Here is a 14,300-nt window from a genome sequence, read left to right as displayed (position 1 = left end):
TTGACGTGACATACTTATGTCCTCTCGTCCTTATGTAGGGCATAGAAGGCAGTTCTCAGCTACAGATAGCTGGACCGACTCTACTAAAGCTTTGTTGGCAATTGAACAGGTTTAGGAACAGGTTACGAGCTACTTTCTGGCCAATAGATATAAACTCGGCGCCCAGCTATTGCCTCTGTGTCCGAGCTTTCTATAGCTCTATGGCTATAAAATTTCGTCGCCAAGAGAATTTATCATGAAACTAAAGAAAAATACTCATACAATTAAATCTGTGCAGGTGTCCACGCATCGCTTGCATGGCCCTGTATTCGTAGGCGTCATTATAGCGCTCCTACTTACACTCCTCCTCGAAGCTCTGGATCAAACCATTGTAGGTACCGCGCTGCCAAAGATTATTGCCGATCTGCAGGGTTTTGATCGTTACACCTGGGTCGTGAATGCTTATTTACTGGCTACGACTGCCATGATTCCCATCGTTGGGAAGCTTTCCGACCTGTTTGGTCGCAAGTGGTTCCTGGTCATTGGAGTTATGCTTTTTCTGCTTGGCTCAGCACTTTGTGGCCTGGCGCAGACGATGAATCAATTGATTGCATTTAGAGCCATGCAAGGCCTTGGATCTGGCATCGGGCTGGCTCTGGTTATGACAATCGTCGGCGACATTTTTCCTCCCGTCGAACGGGCCAGATGGCAGTCCATCCTTAGCAGCGTCTACGGCTTTGCCAATCTGATCGGTCCAACACTTGGCGGCTGGCTCGCCGATCATGGACCGTTGCTCGGCACGCTGGTCACAGAAACAACGCGCTGGCGCTGGATCTTTTATATCAATCTCCCAATCGGGCTTCTAGCACTTGTTATATTGCTCCTCTGCTTGCCCATCGATATCTCCGAACGAAGTCAGGATAGGATCAGTTGGGCCGCCGTACGAGGCATTGATTTTACTGGAGCATTGCTTGTAGCAACCGCAACCATTTGCCTGCTGTTGGGGCTTACCTGGGGAGGCGACGCTAGCTATGGTTGGCAAAACACGCAAGTCATTGTTATCCTGGCAATCGCTGGCATCCTTTATCTACTATTCTTATTCACCGAACTCAAGGTAGCCGATCCGATTGTGCCGCTTGACCTCTTTCGTAATCAGGTCTTTACCGCAGCCTCGTTGCTGAACCTGCTACAAGGTATGGTACTGCTGGGCCTAACAATCTATCTTCCGCTCTTTCTGCAAGGAGTACTCGGGGTATCGGCCACAAATAGCGGGGCGCTTCTAACTCCGATGTTGGTAAGCGCAACAGTTGTTGCCTTATTCGCCGGCTTTGCAAGCAGTATACTGAAACGCTATCAATGGATCGCTGTTGCAGGAGCAATTGTTATGGGCGCAGGGGTGTTTCTATTAACACAAATGACCCCCTCCACAAGCTTATTGCTGGCCACTATCTCTATGCTAATTGCAGGAATTGGGATGGGTGTATTCCTCTCTATTGCGCCACTGGCAGCCCAAAATGCTTTACCTCGAACTCAATTCGGTGTTGGCATGGCGGCAGCAAGATATATGGGACAGTTAGGGCCGACGCTTGGCGTGGCGCTGGTGGGAACCGTGGTAAACAGTTCGCTCTCCAGCGAGCTAGCGCGGCGCCTACCTGCTAGCACTATCAAACACTTGACTCCAGCCGGAATCAAGCTAGCAACTGATACACAGGCGCTGGTAAACCCTGCATATCAGGCGAAGGTCATAGAGATGCTGCAGCGCCATGCTGTAGAACAGGCAGCGAACCATCTTTCACCGGGTCCTGCCCAGCAAGCAGCATTACAGGTGCAGCATCTCCTCAGCCAGGTCTTCGAAATCCTACGGCTCTCTCTGGCGGTAGCGCTCCAACATGGCTTCTGGACAATATTCATACTTTGTGGAGCTACGTTGTTAATGACCTTCTTCCTGAAAGATGTTCCAATGACAGCATCTTCGCCAGCAGTTGACAAGCCTGAAACAGTACTCGCTGATCCGCAGTCCTCCAGTATCCAGTAGGAGCATGAATCCATTCCAAACATATTGCGTTAGACATCATGCCTCCAGTCTCGTCAGCAGGATGGCAGGTCAGCTCGACGCTTCTATGTGCAAGCTTGCGGAAGATTCGCCAGGGGAATATTTCAGTTCCCCTGAATCTCGATCCATATATTAGACCTGCTCTCTCCTGCCGTGGCTGCGCTCACTCGCGAACAAAGTTTTACTAATCATTTCTCTCAATCCTGAGCAGATTTGTTAGTAGGCGAGCGCATACGTCCTGCCTCGATAAGCAGGAGAATGCTAATGCACGCGAGAGCCGCCGCCAGCATATGCAGTCCCCCGTTGGTAATCGTTCCACCAAACAGAAGTCCGAGCAAGCTCGTCGAAAGAATGCTGCCCACATAACGAAATGTCTGGAACTGGCCCGCTGCAGCACCCATCTCATGGGCAGGGGCGGCAGCGTAGAGGGCAGCTTGTAGGCCCAGATTCTGCAAGCCATTAGGAATACCAAGGATTACAATTACAGCAAGTAGCAAGATCACCGCTGTTTTTGTATCGAGGAACAGAAGCAGTAGCGTTCCTATGCTCAAAGCCAGGGCCCCCAGCAAGAGTGCAAGCCTGATACCAGATCGACGCAGAATCTGAATCGCCGCAAATGTGGCAAGAACTCCAATTCCAGCAAAGGGCAACATGATAATTCCCGAGAGCGTCGGGCTAAAGCCTCGCGCCTTTTCAAACCAGAGGGGGAGGCCGAAAAAGAGGGAATAGAAAACGAAATTCACTGCCGCAAACTGTATATAGACCTTCGCCAGCTGACGATTTGACAGGAGCACTCTCACATTGAAAAAAGGGGCTTGCGTTCTGTACTCCCAGAGGAGTAGGAGAAGTAGCAAGACCAGCGCAGTTGGCAGAAGCAACCAGAATGGATTATTGAGTGCAAGCAAAAAGACGAGCAGGCTTGTAAGCGTGCCACTAAAGAGGATTATTCCTGGTACATCTAATACCCTCACAATCTGACTGAGGGTGATTGCGTGCAATCGTATCGGCTCTCGCTCTTCGGGCTGCATAGGCTCATCTCGCGGCAGAAGTAAGAAGGCAAGTATGAGTCCAATGATTACCAGAGGCACATTTATTAGAAAGATCGCTTGCCAGTTTGCCATGAGCATCAAAACGCCGCCCAGCGTTGGACCAAGGGCCGCACTAACATTTGAGGTAATCGAGATAGCCCCTAAAGCTGCGGCTGGCGTTTTCGCACCCTCTCCTGCTATCCGGCGGGTCTGTGCGCGCAAGAGGGCCAGGCCGGCCGGATATGCTGCCGAAGTTCCCAGAGCCTGAAATACACGCAGCACAACAAGCCAACCAAATGCAGGAGCCCAGGGAGCAAGCAGACCTGTGATCCCAACAAGGACTAAGCCAAGACAAAAGATGCGGCGCGGCCCTATCAGATCGGCCAAGCGCCCCATGAGCGGTTGCCCAACCGCGGCCGCCAGGTAGAAGCTAGAGATAAGCCAGGTTGCACTGGCAATTGTAATATGGAAAGCGCTTCCCAGGCGGAATAGCGAAACCGAAATCATCGATGAGTTAAGCGGATTGAGTAGTGTCCCCACAGCGATAGTTCCAATCAGCCACCAGGGTAAGACAGAACTATTCGTAGAAGGCGCCTGCCCCTTTTGATGAACCGTAAACATAGAAAACCTCCATTTTTTAGCTACATGGAGTGAAACCATTGCGGAAAACAGCCAGTCGCGGTTATTCGTCGCTTAGCATCCCCACTGTGCCTTGATTGTAGGCCAGCCGTTTCATGTATTACAATACATAAATATCCATGTATTCATGAACTCGCATCCATAGAAAGGTAGACCTGACACGATGGATCTGCTCCAACTTCGCTACTTTCGGACCGTCGCCCGCCTTGAACATATGACGCGCGCAGCCCAGGAGCTCTACATTTCACAATCTTCACTCAGCAAGACTATCTCTCACCTCGAACATGAGTTAGGCCTTCCACTCTTTGACCGCCAGGGACGTCAGATCAAGCTTAACCAGTACGGCAAAACGTTTCTCCAACGCGTCGAGCAGGCCTTTGCGGCTCTGGAAAATGGGCAACGTGAACTAGCCGAGCTAACTAATCAAGAACAGAGAAGAATTTCGCTTGCCTCGATGAGTGTCTATCTGCTTCCCAATCTCTTACAGGCCTTTCTTAAAAACCATACAGATATCAGCATTCGTCTCTTTAGCAATCCGCGACGCGAAACTCTGGCTCAGCTTGAAAGAGGTGAGGTCGATCTGTTTATCTCTTCTCCTCCCATTGAGGTGACAACAGTTGAGCAGACGTCTTTGATGATGGAGGAGATTCTCCTGGCAGTTCCGCAGGGGCATTGGCTGGCTGAGCGCGAGACAATCAACTTAAGCGAGGTGGCCGGGGAAGCATTTCTGGCCCTCAAGCCAGGCTACCGCTTGCGCGAGCTCACCGACACGTTTTGTCAACAGGCCGGCTTTACACCACATATTGTCTTTGAAGGGGATGAGCCTGTGGCGCTGCTGCATCTGGTTAAGGCGGGAATTGGGATTGCCTGCATCCCGTCGCTTGTATGGAAAAGCTTTCCCGAGATGGCTGTGAGAAGTCTTCACATCACCGAACCACGTTGCGAGCGTGAAATGCTTCTCCTCTACTCAAAGGAACATTATCTCTCTTCTGCTGCGCGCGAATTCCGCGACTTCATAATCACCTATTTTGCCCAATTTAACCAGAAGAGGCCAGCATAGCATGCCCCCTGATCCCTTTTCAGAGCATGCCTTGTTACAGAAGAGAGCAAACAGTCACAAGCAATCTAACTTGCAAATCACAAGCGAATGTGCTATAATTTTGGTAAGAAGATAAAAATTCTGATCTTCTGTCAGTTACTGGAGTAGCTCGTTGTGCCATATATTCCTCTCTGGCAACAAGATGTCAAGGAAGCGATTCTACTATGAAGAACAAACAACAAAGACGCTCGAATTGCCCTATCAACTTTGCCTTAGAGACATTCGGTGACACCTGGTCACTCTTAATTATTCGCGATATTGTCTACTTTGGCAAAAAAACTTACGGCGAGTTCCTGGCCTCAGAGGAAGGTATCGCCACGAATATCCTCGCCAGCCGACTTGCTCTTCTCGAACAAAAAGGTATTCTTGCCAAAAAGCCTCATGATACAGACAAACGTAAGGAGATGTACGTCCTCACCGAAAAAGGCCTGGATCTCATACCTATCTTAGTGGAGATAGGGAATTGGGGCGCTCAGTACGATCCACAAACTGAGGCACCTCAGTCCTGGATCGACAAGGTTAATACTGATAAAGCAAAGATAACTAGTCTCATACGCGAAACAATCCAAAACGGAGGCTCCGTTTTTTCTGGCCCCAATAGCGTTGTTAGCCAAGTGATGTAAGCAAACCAATGTTGAGCAAAAGGTGAGCATCACTATCGGCCTCTCACCTTTTGTTCTCTTACTTTTCTCGGCTTCCCGAATCCAGTTCAGTACTATACTGTTCGCGAACTTCTTGATCCTCTTCAGCGTAAATCAGCTGTTTTGCTCTCCACTGCCTGATTCCATCTACAATAACCTCTAGTCCATCGCAGAAATCCTTATCTTCCGTATACATTTTTTCCTGTTTTTCGCGCTGGATAGCCACTACCATTGATTCTCCCTGCAAGCGCTGTGCGTTTCTGATGGTGTCTTCGCTTGGAGCAGCCTGCTCTTCGATCACAAAACCATACACATAGGATGTTGTCGTCGACCAGGCAAGGAAAGCCAGGCGCAAGGAGAAACCCGCTGCCAGCAGAGAGCTAACCGTTATTTCTAGCAACTGCTTTAACATGAAGGCCCGGCCAAAACCAGCCCCTGCCACTACTCGTGCACCCTCGCGATGAGCAAGCAATGCTTGCCGCAATCGCAGGCACATCTCCTGTAGCCACTTTGACCACTCTTGCCCGGGAATGAGGCCCTCGAAATGGGCAAACTGCTCGGATAAGAGCACATTGGCCATTTCATCAAGTAATTCTTGTTTGTTCTGCACATGCCAGTAGAGCGCTCCGGGACGAACCTGGAGCTCAGCTGCTACCCTCCTTAAGGTGACCCCTTCCAGGCCATCTCGGTCGAGGATGGCTATAGCTGTGGAGATGATCTGTTCGCGATGTATTTTCATGATACCTGACAGTGTATCACACTCTCAAGTATACTGTACAATGTTCAATTTTATCACGGTTATAATCTTTATTTGAAATGCGTTATACATGACTTGAGATACTTTATAAAATCTTCCCTGCCTGGGAAATCTTTCCCTTCTTATCGCTAGTGCGCATCAGCATCCCTCTCTCCTTCTTCCACCGGTGCCTCGTGTACGGCACGTAAACCATCCAACAAGAGGGTTGTGAGAACCTCTGGCAGTTCTTCCCATCTAGAAGCAATTACTTCATCGCCAAGTAACTGGATCACGAGCAAGCCAAATACGCTGCCGGCTACTGCTCGCACGGTAAGCTGCACGTCTAGATCACGAAGTTTGCCCTGTTCGCGCTGAGCACGGAAATAGCGCTCTCCTATTTCAAAGGTAGGTATCAGAACTTGCTGAGTATACAACTCTCGCAGCTCTGCATTCACAAGCACTTCAGGCAATACGGCCCGAAATACTTCGGCATTCGGCCAGACTAGCGAGATACGCTGCCGAATATACTCCTGTACGAAAACCCTAAAATCTTGCTCGCCGCCCTGCAAAAATTGTTGACTACGCTCAGTTGATTCGTTCAAACGATGAAGTATCGCCAGCAACACCTCCGTCTTACTGGCAAAATAGGTATAGATAGTCCCATCGGCAATCCCAGCCACACGAGCAATATCTTTAATGGTTGCGCGATGAAATCCCTTTTCCGCAAAAACCTGCGTGGCAGCATCAAGTATCTGTTTGCGCCGCGCGGCAATCACAAGCTCTTGAATAGGATCCCGAGAATCAGCCATATCTAGGCCTCCTTTTCGCTCTCTCACAGATGAGCAAATATTAGCAATTCAAAATTATGAACAGGCATTCACCACGAGACTAGCACGTCATGGCACATCATGTCAAGCTAGCGAAGCAGTTCAATTGCTATACTGGGCACCAATTCAACGTGGTTGAACAAACCTATCCCCAAGCATATGGCACCTGAAACCTTGAGTTCTTTTCATTGCGCTCACAGCGAGAAAAGCGAGAAATTAGCGCTAGCGCTTAGAGCAACTGAGATAGCCAGCTTTGACAAACTGCCTAAGAACGCAGCAGGCGGGCAGCATCACAAACAGCAGGGAAAAGACATCCTCACAATCGTAGCAAAAAGCTAGCATCTCAGCTAGCTCAAGAAATCGTTGGGAGAGCTTTTTCTAGCGCATATCTTCCAGCGCTTCAGAAGACATGGAAAGACTCTGCAACGTCGTCATAGCGGTCAGGTGGGGAGAATTTGAGACCTATAATTTTTGATAAGCTGATAGATCGTGCCATGTGGTCACTGTTTCCACGCTACCAGCACATCATGCATATGGCTCACTCATTATACAAACCGATCAAGGGCATTCTTTAGATCGCGAATAGCGCCATCGGGATCAGAACGTGTAACCGCCTCCTGAATGCTTTGTTGTAAATGCTGTTCCAGAATAGCTCGCGCCACTTGATCTAATGCCGCACGAACCGCCGCAATTTGAATCAGCATATCATCATAGTCGCGCTCTTCTTCCCACAGCCGCTTAAGACTTGCGGCATGACCGGAGATACGCGCTAGTCGATGTGCAATATCTTCACGAGTCAGCACACGTTGTTTTGCCATCATTATCACAATCTTTTTCAGGGAAAACTTATAGATCCCCCCTGGGGGATCTATCTCCATGCTCAGAGTATAGCTATCCTGGCTTCCAAAGTCAAGGCTCCTAAACGCAACACCCAGCAGGAGCGAGAGGACGCGTTCCCTCCAAGGTTTTTGAAGTTTTGCTTCAGGCCTTGTTTCCATCGTCAAATCTCCCCCTATTATATCTTTCTTCTTTCCCTGGTTCCAACCCTTTTCCTCGATAGGCTTCTCTTGCAGGACTACACTCATAGGTGGTAAACGCCCAGAAGAGCTAAAAGAATGCTTTAAAGATGTATATTCGTGACTCTCTTGTGATTAGGGAAACATGCGGAGTTAAGTCACACTACAAATACATCAGGAGCGCACATGAGCATGCTGGATGCATTTGACCGGCATGGCTCAAAGGAGAGCCCTTTGTTCAGGCTCTCCTTAGCGCCTATAGCTGTTCAACCAGGGGCTTACTGTCCTCTTCTGGTGCCGCATCTAGATCCTTCAGGAAGACCTCTTGCCCGCGCAAGAGGGCCTCGGGACGCCGCTTGCGCAGCCAGAGCCAGCAAAGCCCCCCGAGCAACAGCCAAACAAGAAAGAGGGGGGAGTGCCAAGGAAATGGGGTAGGGAGGGACAGGAAAGATCTGGGCAAAGAGGACAAACAGCAAGATAATGAGAGGAACGAGAGGAACCACGACATGGAGCCAGAGACGAAACTCCTGCCGCCGCTGGCGCCAGTAGAAGATGCCCACCGACAGACAAGAGGCGAAATAGAGCAAGAGCATTCCGATGGTCAAAAGCGTCGCGATCAGGCCAAAGGCATTGGATACACCCAGGAGCAGCCCTGCTCCCAGGGCGAGTACCACGGCTGTCGAGGCATGGATGACGATAGCAGAACCTGGCGTGTGTTAACGAGAGAGGCGGGCAAATAAATGGGGTAAGGTGCCACTACGTCCCATGGCGTAGGCCACCCGTGAAGTCGCATTGATCCCAGCGTTCCCATTGCCAAGCGCACTATTGATGGTCACAAAGCTGATCAAGACAGGGCCAAGCCAGCCCCAGAACCGTTGTCCAAGCTCGATCCATGGCGCTGGAGAGGCCGCATAGCCAGCAATATGGCTCACACCCCAGCCGATCATCCCAGCATAGGAACCAATGGTATAAAAGACGCCAATCCCAAGCGCTGAGAAGATGACAGCCAAAGGAATAGTGCGTCTCGGATGGGTCGTCTCTTCGCCGAGAGGGGCTGCCGCCTCAAAGCCTGTGAAGGCTAAAAAGGCAAAGAGCATGCCCTGGAAAATACCTCCCCAACCCCCAAAGCTTTGTTGCAGGCTATAGGCTGGAGTCAAGGTCGCCACATCATTGGGTGCGCGCAGGATCATGGTCAGGGAGAGGGCCAGAATGATGCCAATTTCGATGCTGCCAAGAATCACACTGACCACTGTCGAGCGTTGAATGCCTGAATAGGTAAGAAGTAGCAGCGCCGCATTGCCCACGATCACCCAGACGATCCAGGAAATATCGATCCCTGTAAGCAGCTTCACCAGGTCTTCGAGATAGGGTCCCCAGACTAACGAGAGCAATGGCAGCAAGAGTGGCTGGGCAAGTAAAAAGATCCAGGCAGACAAAAAGCCGACATGGGGTCCCAAGCTGCGACTGATATAGGTGGTGAGGCCACCTGCTGAGGGAATATGTACCGCAAGCTGACCAATGCAAGCCGCAATAAAGATACAGGCGATCGTCGCCGCCACCACCGCCAGGGGCAGCGAGGCTCCCGCTAAGGGAACGGCTGGGGTGAGAGCCGTGGCAACTGCTGAGGCAGGGGCCATCGCTGTAATCGATTGGAAGAGCACTCCAGGCAGGCCAATCGCGTTGGCCTTCAGGGTTGCCCTCTGCCCAGGGAGCGTACCTGAAGCAGAGGCAACCGGAGGCTCTTTGACACGGTGAGCGCTTTCCAGCTCACTTACCACGGGAGATGCCTCTCGTGAAGAGAGCGCTGGTTCAGCATGCGGGACCTTCTCTGCCGAGAAGCCTTCGTTGATCTCAGGCATCGGGTTTTCTCCTCTCTTTCCTGGCTTGAGCGAAGCAAACTCAAGCCAGCGGGAATTGTCTCTAGCTCAATAGCGTCCAACCTGCGTGAGGGAGAGCAGTTCCCCTGTTTCACGCGTGTGGACACGGTTCCGACGACTCCTGCTGCGGACGAGGGACATCCAGGGCTGGGTTGCGGTCAAAGAAGCCGGCTGGCTTGAGCATGAGCCCGATGCTATGTACCGGCATCGTTGGCCAGTCTTCCAGACGCGGCAAATGCAACAGATTGAGCGTCCACCAGAGCACCACATTCGTATGCTCCACCGAACGATTCTGCTGCGTCCAGCTTGGCAGGCCTGCCCCACCCGGATGCTGGTTGGGATACTCTCCGGCAGGATAGCGCTCCTGAGGGTGGTAGGGCGTGACCCAGAGGTGATGGCGGGCAAAGCCGGTCCGCTGGGAGATATGCGCCTGGGGATGTGCGAAGGGCAAGCCCGTTTGCCCAAAGCTGAGGGCATAGCTCACCGGCTCTCCCAGTCGATTGCTCACGTTGGGATTGACGATCTTCCAATAGCGCCCGCTCTGCGGATTGACGTCGCGCTGAGCCTCTTGTTCGGTGGTCAGCCTGGTCGCCCTGGCAAAGAAGGCATTGCCCTCACGATTGTCTGGCCCCAGCGGCTCAGCCTGGGTATTGATCTCATCGACCGAGTTGGTAAAGCCATCCACCTGCATGTCCAGCCGCAGGTTGAAGATATGTTGATGATTGGGAGCAAAGACGGCAGGCTCGACACGCGCCCCATACTTCGGGTGTGCTCCTGGCTGCACGGCCCCAGTGGCCATCACCCCGGTCAACTTGATCTCATATTCCAAGCTGCCATCTTGGTAAAAATACCAGTAGAAGGCATAGTCATAGTTGCCCACCGTGGCGATAAAGGAGAGCACCAGGCGACGCGAACGGCGCACTTCGGTCTCCCGATTACGCCAATCGGTATGTTTCCAGAGCAGACCATGATCTTCCTCATGCAGACAGATCACATTGGGCCAGGTGCTGACCTGACCTTGACTATCAGCCATGGCCGCAGCGAAGTAGTGGATCACCCCCAGACAATCACAGCCCAGTTCCAGAGAATTGGCCATGCAGCCCAGGCCATATTCGCCGATATCGAAGGCATTTTTGCGATAATGATCAGCTCCCGGGTCGCCATAGGGTACCACCATTTCTGCTAAGGAGGCCCGATAGAGGATGGGACGTGTTCGTCCCTGGTCTTGATAGCTGACTGTGTGCAGCACCAGGCCTTCTCGGATGGTAAAGCCCACGCGAAACCTCCACTTTTGCCAGCTGACCTGGTTGCCTTGCACCACAAAGCTGGGTCCCTCCGGCTGCACGATGGAAAGCGGTTTGAGATCCGTGCGCAATGGTCCAACGGCTTCAGCGATATAGTTGGCCCGCGCCGCCGGAATTTCCTGTACCCCGTCATCTTCCAAACGTACCACCTCAAGCGCGTTGAGATCAAAGAGCACGCGCAGCCCCGCAATGGGATGAGCATAGCCATTGTCGTTGACGTTTGGTGCAGCCGGATCGGGCAGGCGGACCCAGGTGAGCACACGCACGAGACGAAGCTCCTGCTCTTCAGGAGCGCCATAGTTGCCGGCGGACCACGGCTCAATCATGACCTGTTCCATCTCGGTAATGCCGCGTCGGCGCAGCGCTTCCCGAAAGCCTGGATGCACTTTAAGGGCTTGTTGACAGGCAAAGAACTCATCAGGCATGACCGAGGGCTGCACCCCGGGAAGGTGCTGCCAGGAAACAACCTGCTGCCTGCTCAGGGAGACGATGGCCTCATAGGCTGTCTCATCGCGGGTATCCAGCAACACTACTTCGGCTTCGCGCTCCCAGTTCATGCCGGGCTGAAAAGACAGCACCACCGCTTTGGCTGGCTCATGCAGATTGAGCGAGACGAAGCGCACGCGTTCGGAGAGGTGCCGCTGCCTCCGAACGATGTGGACAACCTGGCGCAACTCTTCAGCGGAAAGGGGATCTAAGGGATGCTGGGGGTAATGCATGCATTCACCTCATACAAAATAGAAATAGAGACATGAAGCAAAAAGCAGAGAAAATATTTATGCTATTATGAACAGTATAAAGGAAAGCGGGTGAAGAAAGCAACCAGCTAGGAAGAACAGGGTGTGCAGGGAAAAGTGATAACAGAGGCGGGAACAGAAAAATAGGTTTCTTGCTTGAGGAAGTCGAGACAGACACCAGTGGAGCACATCTTCACCTGGCTCACTGCTCAGGCGAAGGTCTTTTCTCATTTTTTCATAGGCAGTGAGATGCCGTGGGGCGGCAGACAAGGGGATGAAAATGGGCTCTACTGCCCATCGGTGAAGGCAGGTTGCGGTTGGTTGAGCGAATGATGCGCTTTTGCTCGTGTTGGAAGTTAGCCCGGATGCGTCCAGGAGTCATGATTGTCGCTGTGGCAACAAGCCACAAGCACGCGAAGGAAACTAGTAGTTGTTCCGCATCCACTGATCTTCCCCCTCAGAACGTCAGTTGAGAAGTCTGTCGTTCTTGCGGACTTAATGAAGCGAGCAGCGAGGCAGGATCGGAAGCTGGTGCGCCTGGCCGCTTCTGCCTGGTGTCGAAGGCTTGCAAGATGGAGCAAATATAGGTCAGGAGCGCTTTTTCACGTGTGGCGGTGAGCTGAGCAGAAAGCAACGTGGTGACGACCTCTCTTTCGTCAAGAAACAGGCGCAGGTACTGTTCGGTGTGCGCAAGCTGGATGATCTCGCAGAACTGCTTTCTTGCCTCCTGGGGCTGTTTGAGCTGATAATAGGCAATGCTCAGCAGGAGACCAATTTCGAGGGTGCTACGTAAGCGCCCATTTGATGCAGCCTCTTCCTGCCACCGCGTGAGCAAGGGCACGACATCGGGCGCAGCGCTGCTATGCAACAGCCAGCGCGCCCGCAACAATGCCTCTCGTTCATGTTGCAAGCGCGAAACGGAAGGCAGGCCCGGGTCTTCCTGCGGTGACTCTAGCCAGCGTTGAACAGAGGCGGCGTCGCCCGAAGTGAGTTCGAAACGCATCTGCCAGAGCAAGACCTCGCGATACTGTTGAGGAAATTGGGCGGGGTCGAGATGGACGAGTCTCGCCTGAAGCATTTTGATGGCCTCGGGCCTCATGCACAAGGCCGCAACAACCCTGGCCAGGATGAGCGTCGCCTGAACCTGCAAGAGCCGGTCGTTGATGGTCGTGCTAATTGCCAGCGCTTGTTGGGCTTGCTGCTGAGCCAGGGCTAATTGATTATGTTCATAAGCAAGCTGAGCCATCCCTATGAGCGATCTGGCCTGGTCGTTCGAGCCAGCCTTTGCTTCCCGCAGGACCGCTTGATAGAGCTCTTCAGCTTGATAGAGCGCCCCCTGTTCAAGACAGAGTTCGCCCAGAAACAACTTGAGAACAATAGACCCCTCCTGCTCCTGTATGTCTCTAAATGTGGAAAGGCCTGGAAGCATTGTCTGATAGGCGGCTTGAAAATGTCCCAGCCAGCGCGCTTCGATGGCCAGTGCGGTCTGGCAGACCACCTGCCAGAAGGATTGTTCTGGAGAGAGGAGAGCCAGTGCCTCGCGCAGCGCGAGCCGCCTCTGGGATCGTTCCCTGACGAACGGAGACCAGCGCGCGCAAGGCATAGACCTCGGCGAGACGGGGCAGCCCATGGCCGAAGCCATGCCGCAGATCGTGGAAGGTGATATCGGCGATGTGCTCCCACTGTCCATCGATCGAGAGTTCACGGGGGGCAAGTAATTGTTGCGCTGGGAACTCAATTCCTCGCGTGGAATTGCGCGTGAGCCACTCCTCGTCGATGAGCCATTCCACAAAACCGTTGAGGATGGACTTGACGCATTCACGGTGACTGATGCTGGTGTCAGCCAGTTCACCAAACAGATAGGTTTGCACAGCGGTCTGGGTGAAATCTGTTGGCGGGTCAAAAGGCGGCTGATGTCCCGGTTGGCAAAGAAGCCAAGTCAAAAACTGTCGCAGGATAAGTGCATAGGTACGCTGAGTTGTTTCCCGCTTAAAGGCCAGCCGACTGGCGATATAGCAGTCAACCCATATGGTGGGTGTGTCTTCTTCTCTCTGGCTTTCGTTGTCCAGCATGTGCTCTTGCTCCGGTTTTTCCTTGCCTGATTCTTTTCAGTTCATAGTTTTTCGGGCTGATTCTGGTGAGAGAATGGGAGAGGTGAACGTGAGGAATCCCTTCGTTTTCTCTAACTGTGAACTGAAGCATATTTCAGTGCAGAAGTCGATCTCTCTTCATGAGTGTACCATGACCGGATTCCTAGCTGTTTTGCCGTTTGTTTGTCTTGTACATAGGATACCCGAAGGAAACTCGCCAGCCACGCTGCTGCTCACGCCTGAGCTACGTGCTCCATACCTTCCCGCATTACTG

Annotated in this window: 12 protein-coding genes; 4 read left to right on the top strand and 8 right to left on the bottom strand. The window is 52.3% G+C overall.

The window, feature by feature from the left end; all coding sequences use genetic code 11:
* Positions 1-235: 235 nt before the first annotated feature.
* Positions 236-2,014, top strand: coding sequence for an MDR family MFS transporter (locus EPA93_RS14420; protein ID WP_129888193.1), 1,779 nt, complete (start codon positions 236-238; stop codon positions 2,012-2,014).
* A 215-nt stretch (positions 2,015-2,229) separates the two neighbouring features.
* On the opposite strand, the gene EPA93_RS14415 is transcribed toward EPA93_RS14420, so the two are convergent.
* The gene (locus EPA93_RS14415) at positions 2,230-3,681 is read right to left on the bottom strand and encodes an MFS transporter (protein ID WP_165423103.1); all 1,452 of its coding nucleotides are present in this window, start codon (positions 3,679-3,681) and stop codon (positions 2,230-2,232) included.
* Between the two features lie 181 nt (positions 3,682-3,862).
* On the opposite strand from EPA93_RS14415, the gene EPA93_RS14410 reads away from it, so the two are divergent.
* Both EPA93_RS14410 and EPA93_RS14405 read left to right on the top strand, forming a co-directional pair.
* On the top strand, positions 3,863-4,759 hold the full coding sequence (locus tag EPA93_RS14410; protein WP_129888191.1) for a LysR family transcriptional regulator: 897 nt from the start codon (positions 3,863-3,865) through the stop codon (positions 4,757-4,759).
* Between the two features lie 203 nt (positions 4,760-4,962).
* Complete coding sequence (locus tag EPA93_RS14405; protein ID WP_129888190.1) at positions 4,963-5,421, top strand: winged helix-turn-helix transcriptional regulator; 459 nt, start codon at positions 4,963-4,965, stop codon at positions 5,419-5,421.
* Between the two features lie 58 nt (positions 5,422-5,479).
* Here the strand turns inward: EPA93_RS14405 and EPA93_RS14400 are convergent, their stop codons facing one another.
* The 3 genes from EPA93_RS14400 to EPA93_RS48370 form a co-directional block, all read right to left on the bottom strand.
* Positions 5,480-6,178, bottom strand: a complete 699-nt coding sequence (locus tag EPA93_RS14400; RefSeq protein WP_129888189.1) for a TetR/AcrR family transcriptional regulator C-terminal domain-containing protein — start codon at positions 6,176-6,178, stop codon at positions 5,480-5,482.
* Between the two features lie 146 nt (positions 6,179-6,324).
* Positions 6,325-6,984: a TetR/AcrR family transcriptional regulator gene (locus tag EPA93_RS14395; protein WP_129888188.1), complete on the bottom strand. Its 660-nt coding sequence runs from the start codon at positions 6,982-6,984 to the stop codon at positions 6,325-6,327.
* 563 nt (positions 6,985-7,547) lie between these two features.
* Positions 7,548-7,823 (bottom strand): metal-sensing transcriptional repressor, encoded by a 276-nt coding sequence (locus EPA93_RS48370; protein ID WP_165423102.1) that lies wholly within the window; start codon positions 7,821-7,823, stop codon positions 7,548-7,550.
* 701 nt (positions 7,824-8,524) lie between these two features.
* Here EPA93_RS48370 and EPA93_RS14385 point away from each other — a divergent pair.
* Positions 8,525-8,758, top strand: coding sequence for a hypothetical protein (locus EPA93_RS14385; protein ID WP_129888186.1), 234 nt, complete (start codon positions 8,525-8,527; stop codon positions 8,756-8,758).
* Here EPA93_RS14385 and EPA93_RS14380 read toward each other — a convergent pair.
* The 4 genes from EPA93_RS14380 to EPA93_RS49690 form a co-directional block, all read right to left on the bottom strand.
* The gene (locus EPA93_RS14380; protein WP_129888185.1) at positions 8,735-9,877 is read right to left on the bottom strand and encodes an APC family permease; all 1,143 of its coding nucleotides are present in this window, start codon (positions 9,875-9,877) and stop codon (positions 8,735-8,737) included. The two genes, EPA93_RS14385 and EPA93_RS14380, sit on opposite strands and share 24 nt — an antisense overlap.
* Positions 9,878-9,986: 109 nt before the next feature.
* Positions 9,987-11,918, bottom strand: a complete 1,932-nt coding sequence (locus EPA93_RS14375) for a primary-amine oxidase (RefSeq protein ID WP_129888184.1) — start codon at positions 11,916-11,918, stop codon at positions 9,987-9,989.
* A 475-nt stretch (positions 11,919-12,393) separates the two neighbouring features.
* Entirely contained in the window at positions 12,394-13,434 is a 1,041-nt protein-coding gene (locus EPA93_RS14370) for a tetratricopeptide repeat protein (RefSeq protein ID WP_129888183.1), read from the bottom strand.
* Positions 13,340-14,008 (bottom strand): hypothetical protein, encoded by a 669-nt coding sequence (locus EPA93_RS49690; RefSeq protein WP_129888182.1) that lies wholly within the window; start codon positions 14,006-14,008, stop codon positions 13,340-13,342. Before EPA93_RS49690 ends, EPA93_RS14370 begins: the two co-directional genes overlap by 95 nt.
* Positions 14,009-14,300: the final 292 nt, after the last annotated feature.

Origin of the sequence: Ktedonosporobacter rubrisoli, assembly GCF_004208415.1 — a bacterium.
GTDB lineage: Bacteria > Chloroflexota > Ktedonobacteria > Ktedonobacterales > Ktedonobacteraceae > Ktedonosporobacter > Ktedonosporobacter rubrisoli.
Note: the sequence above shows the minus strand (reverse complement) of the source record. Positions and strands in the feature narration are given on the sequence as shown.